Raw genomic sequence first — 20,004 nt, forward strand, 5'->3', positions numbered from 1 at the left:
AACGCGCTCTCGTCAAGTCGTTAAGGGCATGGCCTTATAACATCCGAACTGGAGTCAAAATGTCCTCACGTAAAGAGCTTGCCAACGCTATTCGTGCGCTGAGCATGGACGCTGTACAGAAAGCCAAATCCGGCCACCCTGGCGCCCCGATGGGCATGGCTGACATTGCCGAAGTCCTGTGGCGTGATTTCCTGAACCATAACCCGCAGAACCCGTCCTGGGCCGACCGCGACCGTTTCGTGCTGTCCAACGGCCACGGCTCCATGCTGATTTACAGCCTGCTGCACCTCACCGGTTATGATCTGCCGATTGAAGAACTGAAAAACTTCCGTCAGCTGCACTCTAAGACTCCGGGCCATCCGGAAGTCGGCTACACCGCAGGCGTGGAAACCACCACCGGCCCGCTGGGTCAGGGTATCGCTAACGCAGTCGGTATGGCTATCGCGGAAAAAACGCTGGCGGCGCAGTTTAACCGTCCAGGGCACGACATCGTTGATCACTTCACCTACGCCTTCATGGGCGACGGCTGCATGATGGAAGGCATTTCTCACGAAGTGTGCTCCCTGGCTGGTACCCTGAAACTGGGTAAACTGGTGGCGTTCTATGATGACAACGGCATCTCCATCGATGGCCACGTTGAAGGCTGGTTCACCGACGATACCGCGAAACGCTTTGAAGCCTACGGCTGGCACGTGGTGCGCGGCGTTGACGGTCACGACGCTGACGCCATCAAACGCGCGGTAGAAGAAGCGCGCGCGGTCACCGACAAACCGTCCCTGCTGATGTGCAAAACCATCATCGGCTTCGGTTCGCCGAACAAAGCAGGCACCCATGATTCCCACGGCGCGCCGCTGGGCGACGCGGAAATCGCACTGACCCGCGAAGCGCTGGGCTGGAAATACGCTCCGTTTGAAATCCCGTCTGACATCTATGCGCAGTGGGATGCGAAAGAAGCCGGCCAGGCGAAAGAAGCCGCGTGGAATGAGAAGTTTGCCGCCTACGCCAAAGCCTTCCCGCAGGAAGCAGCCGAATTCACCCGTCGTATGAAAGGCGAAATGCCGTCTGACTTCGACGCGAAAGCTAACGAGTTCATCGCTAAGCTGCAGGCGAACCCGGCGAAGATCGCCAGCCGTAAAGCATCGCAGAACGCCATTGAAGCGTTTGGCCCGCTGCTGCCGGAATTCCTCGGCGGTTCTGCTGACCTGGCGCCGTCCAACCTGACTCTGTGGTCTGGCTCTAAGCCGATCAACGAAGACACCGCCGGTAACTACATCCATTACGGCGTACGTGAATTCGGTATGACCGCGATTGCCAACGGTATCGCGCTGCACGGCGGTTTCCTGCCGTACACCTCTACCTTCCTGATGTTCGTCGAGTATGCGCGTAACGCGGTACGTATGGCGGCGCTGATGAAACAGCGTCAGGTGATGGTCTACACCCATGACTCCATCGGTCTGGGCGAAGATGGCCCGACTCACCAGCCGGTAGAGCAGGTGGCTTCCCTGCGCGTCACGCCGAACATGTCCACCTGGCGTCCGTGTGACCAGGTTGAATCCGCGATTGCGTGGAAATATGGCGTAGAGCGTCAGGACGGCCCGACCGCGCTGATCCTCTCCCGTCAGAACCTGGCGCAGCAGGAGCGTACCGCAGAGCAGCTGGCAAATGTGGCCCGCGGCGGTTATGTGCTGAAAGATTGCGCCGGCCAGCCGGAACTGATCTTCATCGCCACCGGTTCAGAAGTGGAACTGGCGGTTGCCGCGTGGGACAAACTGACCGCCGAAGGCGTGAAGGCGCGCGTGGTCTCCATGCCGTCCACCGACGCGTTCGACAAGCAGGATGCGGCCTATCGTGAATCCGTACTGCCGAAAGCCGTTTCTGCCCGCGTAGCGGTAGAAGCCGGTATCGCGGACTACTGGTTCAAATACGTTGGCCTGAACGGCGCCATCGTTGGCATGACCACCTTCGGTGAGTCTGCGCCGGCTGAGCAGCTGTTTGAAGAGTTTGGCTTCACCGTTGACAACGTTGTTGCCAAAGCGAAAGCACTGCTGTAATCGCTGGTACGGTGCGGGCTGATGCCCGCACCTCAACCCTCTCTCACAGGAGAGGGTGTGAACACCAAAAACGGTAACCCCTGGGTTACCGTTTTGCTTTTATCTCGCCACCCGGTTTTTTTGTAGGCACTATTCCTCGAACATGTAACTACCCTGTAAATTATTCCAGAGAAAATTTGACGCAAGTCATATAGCTGGTTTATTGCTCTGGACAAACATTCCTTTTATTCCGACTTTGGCTTATTCTAGCTGAAGCGTTTCAGTCGTATAAATGTTCGACAATTAATCAATCAGTCGCAGTTTGCGACAGGTAAGGTTCCCCTAAAGGCGTTGCTGGATTACTCTGTCAGCCACCTCAAATCAGGGATAACCTTGCAGGAGACCTATGACCATACGCATCGCGATTAATGGCTTCGGTCGCATAGGACGCAACGTGGTTCGCGCTTTGTATGAATCCGGGCGTCGTGCGGAAATCACCGTGGTGGCGATCAATGAACTGGCGGATGCCGCAGGCATCGCGCATTTATTGAAGTACGACACCAGCCATGGCCGTTTTTCCTGGGATGTTCGCCAGGAGCGGGAACAGCTGTATGTCGGCGATGACGTCATTCGTCTACTGCATGAGCCTTCTATCGCCGCGCTGCCCTGGCAGGAGCTGGCGGTGGATGTGGTGCTGGACTGTACCGGCGTATACGGTAGCCGTGAACATGGCGAAGCCCATCTTCAGGCTGGCGCGAAGAAAGTGCTCTTTTCACATCCTGGCGGCAACGATCTCGACGCAACGGTAGTCTTCGGCGTCAACCATGATGAACTGCGCGCGGAGCACCGCATTGTCTCCAACGCCTCCTGCACGACCAACTGCATTATTCCGGTCATTAAACTGCTAGATGATGCCTACGGCATTGAGTCAGGAACGGTCACGACAATCCACTCCGCGATGCACGACCAGCAGGTGATCGATGCCTATCATCTGGATCTGCGGCGCACCCGTGCGGCCAGCCAGTCAATTATTCCGGTTGATACTAAACTTGCGGCGGGGATCACCCGTATTTTCCCGCAGTTTAACGACCGTTTTGAGGCGATCGCGGTACGTGTACCGACGATTAACGTCACCGCAATAGACCTGAGCGTGACGGTGAAAAAACCGGTAAAGGCCTGTGAAGTCAACCAGTTGCTGCAAAAAGCAGCACAGGGAGCATTTCATGGTATAGTTGACTATACGGAATTACCGTTGGTCTCGACAGATTTTAACCACGACCCGCACAGCGCCATCGTTGATGGTACGCAAACCAGGGTCAGTGGCGCGCATCTGATCAAAACGTTGGTCTGGTGCGATAACGAATGGGGCTTTGCTAACCGAATGCTCGACACGACGTTAGCGATGGCTGCGCAAGGTTTCAGGTAAGGCGCTGCGGCGCTTGCAAAACTTTATCAAGAATCAACGAGAGGATTCACCATGTCTGTAATTAAGATGACCGATTTGGATCTGGCTGGTAAACGCGTTTTCATCCGTGCTGATCTGAACGTACCGGTTAAAGATGGCAAAGTGACCAGTGACGCGCGTATCCGCGCCTCCCTGCCGACCATCGAACTGGCGCTGAAACAGGGTGCTAAAGTAATGGTTACTTCTCACCTGGGTCGTCCGACCGAAGGCGAGTACAACGAAGAATTCTCTCTGTTGCCGGTTGTTAATTACCTGAAAGACAAACTGTCTAACCCGGTTCGTCTGGTTAAAGATTACCTGGATGGCGTTGACGTTGCTGCCGGTGAACTGGTTGTTCTGGAAAACGTTCGCTTCAACAAAGGCGAGAAAAAAGACGACGAAGAACTGTCTAAGAAATACGCTGCGCTGTGCGACGTATTCGTCATGGACGCTTTCGGTACCGCGCACCGCGCTCAGGCTTCCACCCACGGTATCGGTAAATTCGCCGATGTCGCTTGCGCAGGCCCGCTGCTGGCCGCTGAACTCGACGCGCTGGGTAAAGCGCTGAAAGAGCCGGCTCGTCCGATGGTTGCTATCGTTGGCGGTTCTAAAGTTTCCACCAAACTGACCGTTCTCGACTCTCTGTCCAAAATCGCTGACCAGCTGATCGTTGGCGGCGGTATCGCTAACACCTTCGTTGCCGCTCAAGGCCACAACGTTGGTAAATCCCTGTACGAAGCGGACCTGGTTGACGAAGCTAAGCGCCTGCTGAGCACCTGCGATATCCCGGTTCCGACTGACGTTCGCGTCGCTACCGAGTTCTCTGAAACCGCCACCGCGACCCTGAAATCCGTTAACGACATCAAAGATGACGAGCAGATTCTGGATCTCGGCGACGTTTCCGCTCAGAAACTGGCTGATATCCTGAAAAACGCCAAAACCATCCTGTGGAATGGTCCGGTTGGCGTATTCGAATTCCCGAACTTCCGTAAAGGTACTGAAATTGTCGCTAATGCTATCGCAGACAGTGAAGGTTTCTCTATCGCAGGCGGCGGTGACACCCTGGCGGCGATTGACCTGTTCGGCATCGCTGACAAAATCTCCTACATCTCCACTGGCGGCGGCGCATTCCTCGAATTCGTGGAAGGCAAAGTTCTGCCGGCAGTAGCAATGCTCGAAGAGCGCGCTAAGCAGTAATTTAGTTCAGGCGGGGAAACCCGCCTGTTTTTCAGCGCGCTAACGTACAATTTTGTACAGCTCGCGAACCTTCTTCAACGGTCGAAGATACAGATACAGGACTAAGTAACATGTCTAAAATTTTTGATTTCGTAAAACCGGGCGTCATCACTGGCGACGACGTTCAGAAAGTGTTCCAGGTAGCTAAAGAAAACAACTTTGCTCTGCCAGCGGTAAACTGCGTGGGTACTGACTCCATCAACGCCGTTCTGGAAGCTGCTGCGAAAGTTCGTTCTCCGGTTATCGTTCAGTTCTCTAACGGCGGCGCTGCGTTCATCGCGGGCAAAGGCGTGAAAACTGACGTTCCGCAGGGTGCTGCTATCCTCGGCGCTATCTCTGGCGCGCATCACGTTCACCAGATGGCTGAACATTACGGCGTGCCGGTTATCCTGCACACTGACCACTGCGCGAAGAAACTGCTGCCGTGGATCGACGGCCTGCTGGACGCGGGTGAAAAACACTTCGCTGCCACCGGCAAACCGCTGTTCTCTTCCCACATGATCGACCTGTCTGAAGAGTCCCTGCACGAAAACATCGAGATCTGCTCTAAGTACCTGGCTCGTATGGCCAAAATGGGCATGACTCTGGAAATCGAACTGGGCTGCACCGGCGGTGAAGAAGACGGCGTGGACAACAGCCACATGGACGCTTCCGCACTGTACACCCAGCCGGAAGACGTTGATTACGCGTACACCGAGCTGAGCAAAATCAGCCCGCGCTTCACCATCGCCGCTTCCTTCGGTAACGTACACGGCGTTTACAAGCCGGGTAACGTAGTTCTGACCCCGACTATCCTGCGCGACTCTCAGGAATATGTTTCTAAGAAACACAACCTGCCGCACAACAGCCTGAACTTCGTATTCCACGGCGGTTCCGGTTCTTCCGCTCAGGAAATCAAAGACTCCGTCAGCTACGGCGTTGTCAAAATGAACATCGATACCGACACCCAATGGGCGACCTGGGACGGTATCCTGCAGTACTACAAAGCGAACGAAGCTTACCTGCAGGGCCAGCTGGGCAACCCGAAAGGCGAAGACCAGCCGAACAAGAAATACTACGATCCGCGCGTATGGCTGCGTGCCGCTCAGACCTCTATGGTGACTCGTCTGGAGCAGGCATTCAAAGAGCTGAACGCGATCGACGTTCTGTAATTTCGCTTGCTGCGAGCGTAACGAAGGGAAACGGCGTTTCCTTTCATTACCGGCATAAAAAAGGCTTCCTGCGGGAAGCCTTTTTTTTAGCGACTTACGCAGGTGCCTTTTTCCCCGGCTAATATCTGTGGCGCATCCTTTAACGCGCCGATGAAGGCGTTATTTCCGGTCTGTTTGACAAACTGAATGACCGCTTCCGCCTTCGGCCCCATTGCGCCGTCCGGCGCGGCAAACGGCGCGAGAGTAGCAATGGTGGCCTGACGTAACGGGCGAGCCTGCGGCGTCCCCCAATCAACATAGACCGCATCGGCATCCGTCAGTATCAGCAGGTGGTCGGCATGAATGGCGCTGGCAAGCGCCGCCGCCGTCAAATCTTTATCGATAACCGCTTCGACTCCGCGGTAACCGTGCGTATCGGCAACCACTGGGATCCCGCCGCCGCCGCAGCAAATCACCAGATGACCGGCATCCATCAGCGTCTGAATGGCCGCGCTATCAACAATATTTAGCGGCCTGGGGGAAGGGACCACCCGACGGATATAGTCGCCATCCGCTTTCATCTGCCAACCATAGCGTTTTTCCAGCTCCGCCTGCTGCTGCGGCTGATAAACCGGGCCAATATATTTCCCCGGCGCCGCGAAAGCGTCATCATTTGCCGCCACCTCTACGCGCGTCATCAGGGTGCTGACCGGCGCACCGGCGTACTGCATCAGTTCCTGAGCGATAGCGAAGCCTATCATCCCCTGACTTTCCGCGACCAGAATATCCAGCGGCCAGGCGGGAGATTCCTGATAGGCGGCGTTTTGCAGCGCCAGCAATCCTACCTGCGGGCCATTACCGTGCACGATCACCAACTGATAATCACGGGCTAATTCCGCCGCCATCCGGGCAAAAAGTTGAATGCTGCGCTGCTGATTTTCCGCGCTGAGCACTTCTCCGCGCTGCAGCAGTGCGTTACCACCCAGTGCAATAACGATTTTCTTTTTCATGATGACCTCATTGAATTATAGAAGTGCGCTAAAAATATCGTTTTAGCGGCCAGGTAATGTGATGAGATCGCCACTTTATCGAGAGTAAAAAATATCTCGCTAATAAATATTATATTCGCTGGTTTTATTTAAATGTTTTTAAAGATGATTATTAGATTTTTTTTAATAATTTCGTCAGCAGTCTTTAGGAATTTAAAACAATGGATTTTGTGTGACTTTGTTCAAATGAAATACATGGTTACCCCGATATGGTTAGCGGAGTTAAAACATCAATCCTTCACCCATCCTCTGGGATGGCCTGAGGTGAATATTGCCGGGAGATAGCTTATGTCAGGAACGTATGAGGTAACCGAGGTGACCAAAAGAAAAGGAATACCCGCCTGGTGGGTCACGGTATTTCTTTTCTGGTTAGGTTGGGTATTTATGTATGCCGATCGCACGGTTTTAAATCCGGTGATGGGTGAGCTGGAAAAAGAGTTTGGTTTAAGCGGAACGCAATTAGGAGTACTCAACTCCGTATTCTATTTTTCTTATGCATTGCTACAGGTGCCGGCAGGGATCCTCGGGGACAAAATCGGTAAGAAAAAAGTGCTGGTGCCTGGGTTTATTCTGTTTGGCGTTTTTACCGCGGTCACCGGCTGGGTAAAAAGCTGGTATATGCTGCTGTTTGCCCGCGTGGTCACCGGCGCAGGCGAGGGGACATATTATGGCCCGCAGTACGGCTTGTCTTCCGAGCAGATCCCGAAAAAATTCCGCTCGCTGGGCAGCGCGATTATCAATAGCGGAATGGCCTTTGGCATCGCGCTGGGTCTGATGACCTCCAGCTGGCTGGTCTATGACCAGGGTTACTCGTGGCGGATGCCGTTTTATGCCATGGCGATACCTTCGGTGCTGGTAGGGATTGCTATCTGGCTATTCGTGAAAGAGAAAAAGCGCACCGCCGACGCTGAGGGCAAACCGGTACAAAAAGGTAAATTTAGCGATCTGTTGAAGAATCGTAATTTAATTCTGACCTATATTATGGTGTTCTGCAGCCTGTTTGGTTTCTTCGTTATTCTGACCTGGCTTCCTTATTATCTGCAAAACGAGCGCGGTATTGCCGGTAGCGAAACCGGATTTATTTCGTCGCTGGTCGCGTGGATCTCTATTCCCGGCGCGCTGTTGTTCTCAGGGCTCTCGGATAAATTAGGTCGCCGCAAACCGTTAATTTTATTCCTCGTGCCGGTGGCGATTGCCAGCATGCTTTCCATTATTTGGATGCCGAGCATGACCGGCGTCATCGTGGCGCTGTGCGTGTATGGCCTGGTTGGCAAACTGGCGCTGGATCCGGTGCTGGTGGCGCTGGTCGCCGATAGCGTCGATGAAACCAATTACAGCACCGCGTTTGGTTTATTTAATTTTATCGGGATGAGCTCATCGATTCTGGCGCCAATTATTGCAGGGGCGGCGCGTGATATTACCGGCAGTCTGGCTTCGAGTTTTTATGTTTCCGCGGCGCTGCTGGTCATTGGTCTGGTCGCCATGCTGTTTTTAAAAGAAAAACGCACATAAAGAGGTAGCGGTAATGATTTACGCTTTTATTAAAAAGGGAAGCTTTCAGGATTCCGTAAGCCTGATGATTATTTCCCGAAAATTAAGTGAACGCCCGGAAGTGGATCAGGTTTCGGTCATGATGGGCACCCCGGCGAATAAATCGATGCTGGAGTCGACCGGATTCTGGCATCCGGATTTCGCCGAGGCGACGCCCAACGATATTTGTGTCGCAGTCCGCACGCAGGAAGCGCAGTCGGAAATTCTCGATTTAATCCGTGAACAATTAGAGAAAGAGCTGAGCGCTATCGCTAATGCATCGGGCAACTCAACGCAACTGGTCAAGGCGCGGCGCTGGGAGAGCGCCTGCCAGAAATTACCGGACGCGAATCTGTTGCTGGTTTCGGTGGCAGGGGAGTACGCCGCCGGGGTGGCGAAAGAGGGATTGTTAGCCAATAAGAGCGTGATGCTGTTTTCCGATAACGTCCCGTTGGAGCAAGAAGTTGAACTGAAAACGCTGGCTCGCGAGAAGGGGCTCATTGTGATGGGACCGGATTGCGGAACGGCAATGATCGCCGGCAGTCCACTGGCCTTTGCCAACGTTTTACCGCAGGGCGGAATTGGCGTCATCGGCGCATCGGGGACCGGGATCCAGGAAATCACCTCGCAGGTGGCGCTGCATCAACAGGGAATTAGCCACGCCATCGGCCTTGGCGGGCGCGATCTCAGCGCCGAAGTCGGCGGCATCAGCGCCCTGACCGCGCTGGAGATGCTGGCGGCCGATAGTGCGACGCAGGTTATCGCTTTTGTCTCCAAACCGCCTTCGCCACAGGTGCGTGCCCGCATCATTGCCGCCATGCAAAAACAGAATAAACCGGTGGTGGCGCTGTTCCTCGGCAGCCGTGCCGAGCAGCGCCGCGAGGGCAACGTCTGGCTGGCGAACTCGCTGGCGGACGCCGCGCAGCTGGCGGTACTGCTGATGCGGGTAGCGCAACAGCGGCAGAGCCAGCCGCAGGTTGCAGGCAAGGGGATTTATGGCCTGTACGCTGGCGGTACCCTTGCCGCCGAGGCCGCGATGCTGCTCTCCGATCATCTGGAAGTGCCGGTCAGCGACAGCCACGCCGACGGTGTGATGCTGGAAGCCGGCGGGCATCGCATTGTCGACCTTGGCGACGATAGTTACACCCTCGGCAGACCGCATCCGATGATCGACCCAACCACCCGTAGCATTGAAATTGAGAAGCTGGCGGCAATGCCGGAAGTTGGCGTGCTGTTGCTGGATGTGGTGTTGGGCTATGGCGCCTGCGCCGATCCCGCCGGGGCGGTGGTTGAGGCCATCGAGCAGGTCCGGCGTAAACGTGCCGCGCCGTTGGTGGTCATCGCCACCATGACCGGCACCGATGCCGACCCGCAGGGCCGTAGCGAGCAGATAGCCATCCTGCGCGATGCCGGGGTTGCGGTGGTCGAAACCCTCGAAGAGGCGACGCTACTGGCGGTTAGCCTGACGCAGCATCAGCCGCAGAGCGAATCGACAGCGCATAACCCGCTGCTCGACGGCGTGCAGGTCATTAATGCCGGGTTGCGCAGCTTCGCGCTGGATCTACAAAGCAGCGGTACGCCGGTAGTGCATTATCAGTGGGCGCCCGTTGCCGGCGGTAACGCTCGTCTTGCCAGTTTACTCAAGCAGTTACATTAAGTTCAGAGGTATGGATATGTACTCATCAATTGCACAGGCTAACGAAGCCATTATCGAACGAATTAAAGCCGCGCGCCCGCATTGGGTTGCCGTCCGTCCTGCGAAAGAGGCGGTGGCTGAACTATCTTCTGGACGTAAATTACTGCACGCCGGGCCGCCAATCGCCTGGCAAGAGATGACCGGGCCGATGCGCGGAGCCTGTATCGGCGCATCGTTGTTTGAAGGCTGGGCGACGAGCGAAGAAGAAGCCGTGCGGATGCTGGAGCAGGGAGAGGTGGAATTCATCCCTTGCCACCACGTGGGCGCTGTGGGGCCGATGGGCGGGATCACCTCGGCGAACATGCCGGTGCTGGTGGTGCGCGATGTGGTTCATGGTAACCAATCCTGCTGTAACCTGAATGAAGGGATCGGCAAAGTGATGCGCTTCGGCGCCTACGGCGAGGATGTGCAAACGCGTCTGCGCTGGATGCGCGACACGCTCGCGCCGGTGCTGCAGGAGGCGCTGTCACGAATGGAAAACGGCGTTGACCTGACGGCGATGATGGCGCAGGCGATTACCATGGGCGATGAGTTCCACCAGCGTAATATCGCCGCCTCGTCGCTGCTGCTGCGCACGCTGTCGCCGGTCATTGCCGGCCTGGATCGGCCAAAGGCGGAAATTGTCGCCGTGCTGCAGTTCCTCAGCGTCACCGATCAGTTCTTCCTCAACCTGGCGATGGCTTACAGCAAAGCGGTGATGGATGCGGCGGCGGAAATCAAAGCCGGCTCGGTGGTGACCGCCATGACCCGCAACGGCCGCGAATTCGGTATTCGCGTTAGCGGTACCGGCGATCGCTGGTTTACCGCACCGGTGAATACGCCGCAGGGGCTGTTCTTCACCGGCTACAGCCAGGCGGATGCTAATCCGGACATCGGCGATAGCGCGATTACCGAAACGCTGGGGATCGGCGGCGCGGCGATGATTGCCGCACCGGGTGTAACGCGCTTCGTCGGCGCTGGCGGCATGGGCGCGGCGCTGGAAACATCGGAAGAGATGTCTGAAATCTATCTTGCCAACAACCCGCTGTTCCAGATCCCATCATGGGATTTCAAAGGCGCCTGTCTGGGATTGGATGTTCGTCGGGTCGTGGAAACCGGCATCACGCCGCTTATCAATACCGGTATTGCCCACCGCGAAGCGGGGATAGGCCAGGTGGGGGCGGGAACCGTTCGTGCGCCGCTGCTGTGCTTTGAGAAAGCGCTGGAAGCGTTGGCCGAACTGCACCACATCACTGCCTGAGTCGTGAGAGGGGCGGCGCTGCCGCCCCGGAGAGACGCCGATGAAAACCCTCAATGCGCTGGCCTGTACCGGCCTTGAACAGTTAGCCGACGGCATGTGGCAGCGCCATAGTCAGTTTTCACAGGCGGTTAATTTCGTTCACGCCGATGGGACTTTGCTGACGCTGTTTCGCTACGGTAAAGGTATTGGCCCGACGGGTATTCTATTTAGCAGCACCGAGTTTGCGCAGTTGGCTAATCTTCCGCGGCTGGTTAAGCAAGGGCGCTTGTTGTGGGGGGCGGGAGTCGCCATCCGCCCGCGTCGGACGCTCAAACTTCGCTTTCCCGTCGGCCGCTCGTTTCCTCTCGATCTTTCGGCTTATTCATGCCAGAGCGGACTATGCGCCGCGCTCAATCAGCCGCTGGCGGATAGGCCGTTTTATTCATCTATTATGGGCGAGCTTGAGCGCTGGCGGCGCGGCGAGCGCCCGGACTGGGAATGGCTGATTGGCAACGGGCCGGGATTAACCCCCAGCGGCGATGATATGCTCGCCGGGATGCTGGCGGTGCTGCACGGCGCCGGTTTTTCTGACCGCCTGCACGCGTTTATCCCCCCGGCGGATCAACTTACCTCGCTGACAACTTCGGTAAGCTGTAGCTATCTGAATAGCGCCAGGCGCGGCGAGTTTTCGCTGCCGGTGGTTAAGGTGATGCGCGGGCTGCAGTCGACCGGCGATCCTAAGCGGGCAATTCAGCGTTTGCTGGCGGTAGGTCATACTTCTGGGGCTGATACCCTGCTGGGGATGGCATTCGCGCAGCACTGGTTACAGAGAGTGGATTCAAGGAGAACGCATGCTCGATCAGGAAACCATCCGCACGTTTATACAGGTCGCCGAGACCGGGAGTTTCTCCCGCGCGGCCAGTCTGCTGCACAAAACGCCAGCGGCGATTAGCTATCGTATCAAAACGCTGGAAGAGCAGGTGGCAACGCAGCTCTTCTTACGCACGACCCGATCGGTAAGCCTGACGCTGGCCGGGCAACATCTGCTTGAGCACTGTCGGCAGTGGTTGAACTGGCTCGACGTGATGCCCGATGAACTCCAGCAGATTAATGCCGGCGTCGAAAGACAGGTTAATATCGTTATCAATAATCTTCTGTATCAGCCGCAAAGCGCCGCGGATCTCCTGACCTGGCTACATCAGCAGTTTCCCTTTACCCGCTTTCAGCTTTCCCGCCAGGTCTATATGGGGGTCTGGGACTCTTTGCTATACGACGATTTCCAGCTGGCGATTGGCGTCACCGGCTCGGAATCCCTGTCCAACAATATCTCTTTATTGCCGCTCGGCGATATTCGCTGGCAGTTTGTGGTGGCGCAGAATCATCCCCTTGCCACTCATCCCGCGGCGGTGCTCTCCGACGATGCGCTACGCCGCTATCCGGCAATTAATATTGAAGATACATCGCGGACTCTGACGCGTCGTGTCGCCTGGCTGCTCAACGGGCAAAAAGAGATCAAGGTGCCGGATCTCAGCACCAAGCTGGCCTGCCATCTAAGCGGCCTGGGGGTTGGCTTTTTGCCGGAACGGATGTGCCGCGCTTACCTGGAGTCCGGCGCGCTGGTGGCCCGTGCGGTCGCCAACCCCCGCCAGCCTTCGCCGCTCTCCGTTGCCTGGAAGAATGCCGGCAGCGGTAAAGTCGTCAGTGAAATCGCCAGGGCGTTCGAGCGCAAAGAGGCATTAGTCAGCGGTTTTTTGCGGATGGTGGATCGTCCTGCGCAAGCGTAATGCTGCGTTAGTTTCATCTGGATCAGATTGAGAAATGGCATCTTCGGTGGTTTTTGTTTACCTTTAAAAGGTCATTTTCGTGAGAATGATCTCATTTGCTTTTTTTTGATATGACCCAAGGATTACTAAATGGAAGATTTGAACGTTGTCGATAGCATCAACCATGCCGGGACCTGGCTGGCGCGCAACCAGGAGTTGCTGCTGAGCTATGCCGTCAACATCGTTGCCGCTATCGTTATCCTGATCATCGGGATGATCGTGGCGCGCATCGTTTCTAACACCGTCAACCGTCTGATGCTGGCGCGTAAGATAGACGCAACTGTCGCCGATTTTCTCTCCGCGCTGGTGCGCTACGCGATTATCGCCTTTACGCTGATTGCCGCCCTGGGCCGCGTTGGCGTGCAGACCGCCTCAGTGATTGCCGTGCTGGGCGCCGCCGGTTTGGCCGTGGGTCTGGCGCTGCAGGGGTCATTGTCGAACCTTGCCGCAGGCGTACTGCTGGTGATGTTCCGCCCGTTCCGCGCCGGTGAATATGTCGATCTCGGCGGCATCGCGGGCACCGTGCAGAACGTGCAGATTTTCTCCACTACTCTGCGTACCGTCGATGGCAAAATCGTGGTGGTGCCGAACGGCAAAATCATCGCTGGCAATATCATTAACTTCTCCCGTGAGCCGGCGCGCCGTAATGAGTTTATTATCGGCGTCTCCTACGATGCCGATATCGATAAGGTGAAACAACTGCTGACCGCGATTATCGAATCCGATGACCGCATTCTGCGCGATCGCGAAATGACCGTTCGCCTTAATGAACTGGGCGCCTCTTCGGTAAACTTCGTGGTTCGCGTATGGAGCAAAAGCAGCGACCTGCAAAACGTCTACTGGGACGTGCTGGAGCGCATTAAGCGTGATTTCGACGCTAACGGCATCAGCTTCCCGTATCCGCAGATGGACGTACACATGGTAAATCAGCAGGAAAAAGCGCAGTAATTTTTTCCTGCTATGGCACAAGACCGGCACCGCCGGTCTTTTTTTTGTCTTTGTGTATTAGCTTTACTTATTAATGATTAAAATTATCAATTTCCGCTAATGATGACGACGCGCTATATTCTCCGGCATTAACGATGAAACCGGAAAATTAAACGATGCTATCTTATTACTTTCAAGGGCTTGCGCTGGGCGCGGCGATGATCCTGCCGCTCGGGCCGCAAAACGCTTTCGTGATGAATCAGGGGATCCGCCGCCAGTATCATTTAATGATTGCGCTGTTGTGTGCGCTTAGCGATCTGGCGTTGATCTGCGCCGGAATTTTCGGCGGTAGCGCGCTGCTGATGCAGTCGCCGTGGCTGCTGGCGCTGGTCACCTGGGGCGGCGTCGCTTTCCTGTTATGGTATGGCTTCGGCGCGCTGAAGACGGCGATGAGCAATAATCTCGAGCTGGCCAGCGCCGAGGTCATGAAGCAAGGGCGCTGGAAAATTATCGTCACCATGCTGGCGGTGACCTGGCTTAACCCTCATGTGTATCTCGATACCTTTGTGGTGCTCGGAAGCCTCGGCGGACAGTTGGCGGTCGAGCCTAAACGCTGGTTCGCGCTGGGGACGATTAGCGCGTCATTCTTATGGTTCTTCGGCCTGGCGCTGCTGGCCGCGTGGCTGGCGCCGCGTTTACGTACCGCGCGGGCGCAGCGAATCATCAACGTGCTTGTCGGGCTGGTGATGTGGTTTATCGCCCTGCAGTTGGCAAAAGATGGCCTGCAACATATACAGATGCTCATCAACCAGGCTTAGTCCGATGGACTTTCCGCGCGTAAGCGCTAAGCTAGCTGGCATGCGTCCTTAAAATGGGCGACCTAAGCAAGATGGAGAAACGACAGTGAAGTTAAAAGTCTTAGCCCTGGCGGCAGCACTCGGATTCAGCACGATGGCGGCGCAGGCAAATGAATTGCCGGATGGCCCGCACATTGTGACTTCAGGCACAGCAAGCGTTGCAGCGGTTCCGGATATCGCCACTCTGGCGATTGAAGTTAACGTCGCGGCAAAAGATGCGGCATCGGCAAAAAAACAGGCTGACGATCGCGTTGCGCAATATCTCTCTTTCCTTGAAAAGAGCGGCATTGCCAAAAAGGATATCAGCTCGGCAAACCTGCGTACCCAACCTGATTACGACTATCAGAACGGGAAAAGCATCCTCAAGGGCTATCGCGCGGTGCGTACCGTTGAAGTTACCCTTCGTCAGCTCGATAAGCTGAATGGCCTGCTGGACGGCGCGCTGAAAGCGGGGCTGAACGAAATTCGTTCCGTATCGCTGGGCGTTGCGCAACCTGACGCCTATAAAGATAAAGCGCGTAAAGCGGCTATCGATGATGCGGTGCATCAGGCGCAGGAGCTGGCTGCTGGCTTCCACAGCAAGCTGGGGCCGGTCTATAGCGTGCGTTACCATGTTTCCAACTATCAGCCGAGCCCGATGGTTCGCATGATGAAGGCGGCTGACGCCGCGCCGGTCTCCGCCCAGGAAACCTACGAGCAGGCGACCATCCAGTTTGATGATCAGGTTGACGTGGTTTTTGAACTGCAGCCAGCACAGGCCGCTGCGCCTGCCGCGCCGGCGAAACCAGCTGAAGCGCCGAAACCGGCTCAGTAAGCCGCAGCGACAAAAAAGCCACTTCAGTGAAGTGGCTTTTTTTATGCCCGCCGTTTAATCCTGGCGCAGCACCTTGTGGCCGTAATCAATAAGCGCATCGGTCACCCGGCGCATCATGCGGCTTTCCGGCGCAAAGCGGTGCCAGTAGAGCATTCGGCGCTGGAACAGCCCCGGCGTCAGGTCGATAAGCTCGCCGCTCTTCAGCTCTTTCTCGATCTGCAGATGCGGGATCATACAGCAGGTGGTGCCCTGGCGCGCGAGCTGCACGAAGGCCTCCGACGAGTTGACGATATGGCAGGGCACGCTACCCGGCGGCAGGTCGAAGTTTTGCTGCAGGAACGCCTGGTGCATATCGTCGAGATGATCGAAGGCGACCACCGGCGCTTTCAGCAGCGCAGAACGCGTTACCCCGTTAGGGAAATAGCGTTGCGCAAATTCCTTCGAGGCGACGAACAGGTAATCGAGCGCACCGAGTTGATCGACCAGGCAGCTTGGCAGCGCCTGCGGCTGAATACTCACCGCGCCGACCACTTCCCCACGACGCAAGCGCTCCTGGGTGCGGGTTTCATCTTCAACCTGCAGATTGAGGCGGATAGGGGAGTCGGATAACACGTTGGCCAGCGCCGGCAGCAGCCAGGTCGCCAGACTGTCGGCGTTGACCGCCAACGACAGCAGCAGCGGCGTGGAGCCGGTCTGCTCATCGCCAAGCCACTCTTCTTCCAGTAGCTCAACCTGGCGCAGCAGAGCCAACAGTTTTTGCCCCTGCTCGGTCGGGCGCGGCGGCACGGTACGCACCAGCAGCGGTTGGCCAAACATGTTTTCCAGCTGTTTGATACGCTGTGAGACGGCGGACTGTGTAATGCATAGCTTCTGCGCGGCGCGCTCAAACCCACGTTCCCTAATCACCGCATCCAGCGCTTGTAATGTTCTGTAGTCCGGTCGTTTCATTATTCTGGCGTACCCCCATAACTTTTCGTTAACCCGCACTATGACATAAATTTGTTTTTGATAAAGACGAAAATGGTCTGCTCAGATGTGTGATCGCCATCGCAGGGACAATTCATCCGTCGATGTTCTATAATGCGCGGTAAGTATTCACATCTCGGACGATAATCATGACGCAGGATGAACTGAAAAAAGCAGTCGGCTGGGCAGCGCTGCAATATGTACAACCGGGCACCATTGTCGGTGTCGGCACCGGCTCCACGGCGGCGCATTTTATTGATGCGCTGGGGACCATGAAAGGGCAGATCGAAGGCGCGGTATCCAGCTCCGACGCCTCTACCGAAAAGCTGAAAAGCCTCGGTATCCCGGTATTCGACCTTAACTCCGTCGACCGCCTGGGCATCTACGTTGACGGCGCGGATGAAATTAACGGCCATATGCAGATGATCAAAGGCGGCGGCGCGGCGCTGACCCGCGAGAAGATCATCGCCTCGGTTGCCGATAAGTTTATCTGCATCGCCGACGCCTCCAAGCAGGTTGATATCCTCGGCAACTTCCCGCTGCCGGTTGAAGTGATCCCGATGGCGCGCAGCGCCGTCGCGCGTCAGCTGGTGAAGCTGGGCGGCCGCCCGGAATATCGTCAGGGCGTGGTGACGGATAACGGCAATGTGATCCTCGATGTACACGGCCTGGAAATTCTTGACGCTATCGCGCTGGAAAACGCCATTAACGGTATTCCGGGCGTGGTGACCGTCGGGTTGTTCGCCAACCGCGGCGCCGACGTGGCGCTGATCGGTACCGCCGACGGCGTGAAGACCATCGTCAACAAATAAGACGATCGGGGGGAAGTTTCGCGCTTCCCCCTAAATTTTTTTCTATGGCCTTAATTTGGTGACTTGTGTCACATTTACGTAACCTTTCTGAGTAACAATCTGCCATCTATTCTCTTTCTGGTGTTTTGTCCTGTCTTTTGCTTCAACGTGATATTTCTTCAGGTCGGCGAGGCAAACGTTCATATTGCCGCGATAGTTTTTTTTGATATGTTGCTGGAAGAGTTTTTGTTCAGCACGACATCAGTACCAATAAAAACAGGACGGGGAAATGGCTAAGGTATCACTGGAAAAAGACAAGATTAAATTTCTGCTCGTTGAAGGCGTGCATCAAAAAGCAATCGATAACCTTCGTGCGGCAGGTTACACCAACATCGAATTTCACAAAGGCGCGCTCGATACTGAAGAGCTGAAAGCGTCGATCCGTGATGCCCATTTTATCGGCCTGCGTTCCCGTACTCATCTGACTGAAGAGATCTTCGCCGCGGCGGAAAAACTGGTGGCGGTGGGCTGTTTCTGTATCGGCACCAACCAGGTCGATCTGGATGCGGCGGCGAAGCGCGGTATCCCGGTATTTAACGCCCCATTCTCGAACACCCGTTCGGTGGCTGAGCTGGTCATCGGCGAGCTGCTGCTGATGCTGCGCGGCGTGCCGGAAGCTAACGCCAAGGCGCATCGCGGCGTGTGGAATAAGCAAGCGGTAGGCAGCTTTGAAGCGCGCGGCAAAAAACTGGGGATTATCGGTTACGGCCATATCGGCACCCAGCTCGGCATTCTGGCGGAATCGCTGGGGATGCACGTCTATTTTTATGATATCGAAAACAAACTGCCGCTGGGCAACGCCACGCAGGTTCAGCACCTCTCCGACCTGCTGAACATGAGCGATGTTGTTAGCCTGCATGTGCCGGAAAACGCCTCCACCAAAAACATGATGGGGCCGGAAGAGCTGGCGCTGATGAAACCGGGCGCGCTGCTGATCAACGCCTCTCGCGGCACGGTGGTCGATATCCCGGCGCTGTGCGATGCGCTGTCGCGTAAACACCTGGCCGGCGCGGCCATCGACGTCTTCCCGACGGAACCGGCGACCAACAGCGATCCGTTTAACTCTCCGCTGTGCGAATTCGATAACGTGATCCTGACGCCGCATATCGGCGGTTCAACTCAGGAAGCGCAAGAGAACATTGGTCTGGAAGTGGCAGGCAAGCTGGCGAAGTATTCCGACAACGGTTCTACGCTGTCGGCGGTGAACTTCCCGGAGGTTTCTCTTCCGCTGCACGGCGGACGCCGTCTGCTGCATATTCATGAAAACCGACCGGGCATCCTGACGGCGCTTAACCAGATTTTCGCCGCGCAGAACATCAACATCGCCGCCCAGTATCTGCAAACGACTCCGCAGATGGGCTACGTGGTAATTGATATCGAAGCCGACGGCGACGTCGCGCAGCAGGCGCTGCTGGCGATGAAAGCGATCCCGGGCACCATCCGCGCCCGTCTGCTGTACTAATTTGTTGTTGCCTCACGGGCAGGTCGCATACCTGCCCGTATTTTTTTAACGCCTTCCGGGCGCAATTCTCGAATCCGCATCACTTTCTACCAGCGCCAGGTTTTACCTGGCGTAATCACCGCCGGCAGCGGGACATCCCACTGTTCGCTCGGCAGCGTATCCACCTGCTGGCAGTCGTGAGCGTAGCCTACCGGCTGCAGGCGATACTGCCGCCAGTTCTGTAAGGTACGATCGTAGAAACCGCCGCCCATCCCCAGGCGTTGACCGCTGGCATCGAAGGCGACCAGCGGGGTAATCAGCACATCGAGCTCGGCAAGCGGCAGGACGTCGCGCACGTCGAGCTTTGGTTCGTAAATCTTAAGGCGATTAAAAATCAGCTCGCTTTGCGGATGGTAATGTAAAAACAGCAGATTGCCGGGGCTAAACGGATGCAGTACCGGCAGATAAACCCGCTTGCCTGCACGCCACAATTGCTCAATCAGCGGTTGGGTGTCCAGCTCGCCGTCGAAGGAGAGGAACAGCGCTACGGTATGAGCGAGAACGACGGGCGGATACGCCATCATTCGCTCAGCGGCCTGCTGGGCGAAGCGCTGCTGCTGTTCGGCACTAAGCGCGCGTCTACGCTCGCGGATCTGCTGGCGAATTTGCTGTCTGGAGAGCGGGATATCGGGCTGTATAGTCATGCTGGTCTCATTACGAGCAGGCGAAACGATACGGGAAAGTGTAATACAGGGCGGCACAGGCCGAAAACAACGTTGAGGGGATAATGCGAACTTAAGAAGGGAATCTCCGAGATGCCGCCGCAGGCTGTAACCCTTGAACCCTTGGTTCAAGGTGAATGCGTCGTCACAGTTTTAAGGCTTCTCGGGCGAACCGAGCATGCTCACCAACCGTGGAGCGCCACATTCTTGTGGTATGAAATATCGGCTCAGGGGACTGGCCCGCTTGCAAACATCTCAGAGAAATTTTG

17 protein-coding genes and 1 other RNA gene are annotated in these 20,004 nt (G+C 56.2%); 14 read left to right on the forward strand and 4 right to left on the reverse strand.

Annotation, left to right across the window (positions count from 1 at the left end; all coding sequences use genetic code 11):
* The first annotated feature begins 59 nt into the window (after window positions 1-59).
* The 4 genes from tkt (at window position 60) to fbaA (ending at window position 5,861) form a co-directional block, all read left to right on the forward strand.
* Complete coding sequence (gene tkt / locus PGR29_RS14345; RefSeq protein ID WP_045392025.1) at window positions 60-2,051, forward strand: transketolase; 1,992 nt, start codon at window positions 60-62, stop codon at window positions 2,049-2,051.
* Window positions 2,052-2,436: 385 nt separating this feature from the next.
* Window positions 2,437-3,456, forward strand: coding sequence for an erythrose-4-phosphate dehydrogenase (gene epd, locus PGR29_RS14350; RefSeq protein WP_316424738.1), 1,020 nt, complete (start codon window positions 2,437-2,439; stop codon window positions 3,454-3,456).
* A 51-nt stretch (window positions 3,457-3,507) separates the two neighbouring features.
* Window positions 3,508-4,671 carry a phosphoglycerate kinase gene (gene pgk, locus PGR29_RS14355; protein ID WP_087859766.1) on the forward strand — a complete coding sequence of 388 codons (1,164 nt, stop codon included), beginning with the start codon at window positions 3,508-3,510 and terminating at the stop codon, window positions 4,669-4,671.
* A gap of 110 nt (window positions 4,672-4,781) precedes the next feature.
* Window positions 4,782-5,861 (forward strand): class II fructose-bisphosphate aldolase, encoded by a 1,080-nt coding sequence (gene fbaA / locus PGR29_RS14360; protein ID WP_004144748.1) that lies wholly within the window; start codon window positions 4,782-4,784, stop codon window positions 5,859-5,861.
* 86 nt (window positions 5,862-5,947) lie between these two features.
* Here fbaA and PGR29_RS14365 read toward each other — a convergent pair whose 3' ends face one another.
* A complete protein-coding gene (locus PGR29_RS14365) occupies window positions 5,948-6,850 on the reverse strand; it encodes a carbamate kinase (protein ID WP_087859765.1) in 903 nt (300 codons plus the stop codon).
* Window positions 6,851-7,177: 327 nt separating this feature from the next.
* On the opposite strand from PGR29_RS14365, the gene PGR29_RS14370 reads away from it, so the two are divergent.
* From PGR29_RS14370 to PGR29_RS14405, 8 genes are all read left to right on the forward strand, one after another.
* Window positions 7,178-8,401 (forward strand): MFS transporter, encoded by a 1,224-nt coding sequence (locus tag PGR29_RS14370; protein ID WP_047044047.1) that lies wholly within the window; start codon window positions 7,178-7,180, stop codon window positions 8,399-8,401.
* Window positions 8,402-8,414: 13 nt separating this feature from the next.
* Window positions 8,415-10,076 (forward strand): acyl-CoA synthetase FdrA, encoded by a 1,662-nt coding sequence (locus PGR29_RS14375; protein ID WP_316424739.1) that lies wholly within the window; start codon window positions 8,415-8,417, stop codon window positions 10,074-10,076.
* Between the two features lie 16 nt (window positions 10,077-10,092).
* A complete protein-coding gene (locus PGR29_RS14380; RefSeq protein ID WP_063415661.1) occupies window positions 10,093-11,355 on the forward strand; it encodes a DUF1116 domain-containing protein in 1,263 nt (420 codons plus the stop codon).
* Between the two features lie 40 nt (window positions 11,356-11,395).
* Complete coding sequence (locus PGR29_RS14385) at window positions 11,396-12,286, forward strand: DUF2877 domain-containing protein (protein ID WP_316424740.1); 891 nt, start codon at window positions 11,396-11,398, stop codon at window positions 12,284-12,286.
* Complete coding sequence (gene allS, locus PGR29_RS14390; RefSeq protein ID WP_032706364.1) at window positions 12,186-13,118, forward strand: HTH-type transcriptional activator AllS; 933 nt, start codon at window positions 12,186-12,188, stop codon at window positions 13,116-13,118. The genes PGR29_RS14385 and allS overlap by 101 nt, the downstream gene beginning before the upstream one ends.
* A gap of 129 nt (window positions 13,119-13,247) precedes the next feature.
* Entirely contained in the window at window positions 13,248-14,105 is an 858-nt protein-coding gene (locus PGR29_RS14395) for a small-conductance mechanosensitive channel MscS (RefSeq protein ID WP_015369769.1), read from the forward strand.
* A gap of 155 nt (window positions 14,106-14,260) precedes the next feature.
* On the forward strand, window positions 14,261-14,902 hold the full coding sequence (gene argO / locus PGR29_RS14400) for an arginine exporter ArgO (protein ID WP_015703435.1): 642 nt from the start codon (window positions 14,261-14,263) through the stop codon (window positions 14,900-14,902).
* A gap of 85 nt (window positions 14,903-14,987) precedes the next feature.
* Window positions 14,988-15,755: an oxidative stress defense protein gene (locus tag PGR29_RS14405; protein WP_087859762.1), complete on the forward strand. Its 768-nt coding sequence runs from the start codon at window positions 14,988-14,990 to the stop codon at window positions 15,753-15,755.
* Between the two features lie 54 nt (window positions 15,756-15,809).
* Here PGR29_RS14405 and argP read toward each other — a convergent pair whose 3' ends face one another.
* Window positions 15,810-16,703: a DNA-binding transcriptional regulator ArgP gene (gene argP, locus PGR29_RS14410; RefSeq protein WP_008806448.1), complete on the reverse strand. Its 894-nt coding sequence runs from the start codon at window positions 16,701-16,703 to the stop codon at window positions 15,810-15,812.
* 167 nt (window positions 16,704-16,870) lie between these two features.
* Here argP and rpiA point away from each other — a divergent pair, with 167 nt between their 5' ends.
* Both rpiA and serA read left to right on the forward strand, forming a co-directional pair.
* Window positions 16,871-17,533 (forward strand): ribose-5-phosphate isomerase RpiA, encoded by a 663-nt coding sequence (gene rpiA, locus PGR29_RS14415; protein WP_015369772.1) that lies wholly within the window; start codon window positions 16,871-16,873, stop codon window positions 17,531-17,533.
* Window positions 17,534-17,801: 268 nt separating this feature from the next.
* The gene (gene serA, locus PGR29_RS14420) at window positions 17,802-19,034 is read left to right on the forward strand and encodes a phosphoglycerate dehydrogenase (protein WP_015369774.1); all 1,233 of its coding nucleotides are present in this window, start codon (window positions 17,802-17,804) and stop codon (window positions 19,032-19,034) included.
* 86 nt (window positions 19,035-19,120) lie between these two features.
* Here serA and PGR29_RS14425 read toward each other — a convergent pair whose 3' ends face one another.
* Together PGR29_RS14425 and ssrS are read right to left on the reverse strand one after the other, a co-directional pair.
* On the reverse strand, window positions 19,121-19,717 hold the full coding sequence (locus tag PGR29_RS14425; RefSeq protein WP_316424742.1) for a 5-formyltetrahydrofolate cyclo-ligase: 597 nt from the start codon (window positions 19,715-19,717) through the stop codon (window positions 19,121-19,123).
* A 99-nt stretch (window positions 19,718-19,816) separates the two neighbouring features.
* Window positions 19,817-20,000, reverse strand: a non-coding RNA gene (ssrS, locus tag PGR29_RS14430) — 6S RNA.
* Window positions 20,001-20,004: the final 4 nt, after the last annotated feature.

This window comes from Klebsiella sp. 141203 (genome assembly GCF_032601985.1).
Lineage (GTDB): Bacteria > Pseudomonadota > Gammaproteobacteria > Enterobacterales > Enterobacteriaceae > Klebsiella > Klebsiella aerogenes.

Coding starts and splice junctions, on each gene's coding strand:
- tkt (WP_045392025.1), top strand. CDS start 60: ATGTCCTCACGTAAAGAGCTTGCCAACGCTATTCGTGCGCTGAGCATG.
- epd (WP_316424738.1), top strand. CDS start 2,437: ATGACCATACGCATCGCGATTAATGGCTTCGGTCGCATAGGACGCAAC.
- pgk (WP_087859766.1), top strand. CDS start 3,508: ATGTCTGTAATTAAGATGACCGATTTGGATCTGGCTGGTAAACGCGTT.
- fbaA (WP_004144748.1), top strand. CDS start 4,782: ATGTCTAAAATTTTTGATTTCGTAAAACCGGGCGTCATCACTGGCGAC.
- PGR29_RS14365 (WP_087859765.1), bottom strand. CDS start 6,850: ATGAAAAAGAAAATCGTTATTGCACTGGGTGGTAACGCACTGCTGCAG.
- PGR29_RS14370 (WP_047044047.1), top strand. CDS start 7,178: ATGTCAGGAACGTATGAGGTAACCGAGGTGACCAAAAGAAAAGGAATA.
- PGR29_RS14375 (WP_316424739.1), top strand. CDS start 8,415: ATGATTTACGCTTTTATTAAAAAGGGAAGCTTTCAGGATTCCGTAAGC.
- PGR29_RS14380 (WP_063415661.1), top strand. CDS start 10,093: ATGTACTCATCAATTGCACAGGCTAACGAAGCCATTATCGAACGAATT.
- PGR29_RS14385 (WP_316424740.1), top strand. CDS start 11,396: ATGAAAACCCTCAATGCGCTGGCCTGTACCGGCCTTGAACAGTTAGCC.
- allS (WP_032706364.1), top strand. CDS start 12,186: ATGCTCGATCAGGAAACCATCCGCACGTTTATACAGGTCGCCGAGACC.
- PGR29_RS14395 (WP_015369769.1), top strand. CDS start 13,248: ATGGAAGATTTGAACGTTGTCGATAGCATCAACCATGCCGGGACCTGG.
- argO (WP_015703435.1), top strand. CDS start 14,261: ATGCTATCTTATTACTTTCAAGGGCTTGCGCTGGGCGCGGCGATGATC.
- argP (WP_008806448.1), bottom strand. CDS start 16,703: ATGAAACGACCGGACTACAGAACATTACAAGCGCTGGATGCGGTGATT.
- rpiA (WP_015369772.1), top strand. CDS start 16,871: ATGACGCAGGATGAACTGAAAAAAGCAGTCGGCTGGGCAGCGCTGCAA.
- serA (WP_015369774.1), top strand. CDS start 17,802: ATGGCTAAGGTATCACTGGAAAAAGACAAGATTAAATTTCTGCTCGTT.
- PGR29_RS14425 (WP_316424742.1), bottom strand. CDS start 19,717: ATGACTATACAGCCCGATATCCCGCTCTCCAGACAGCAAATTCGCCAG.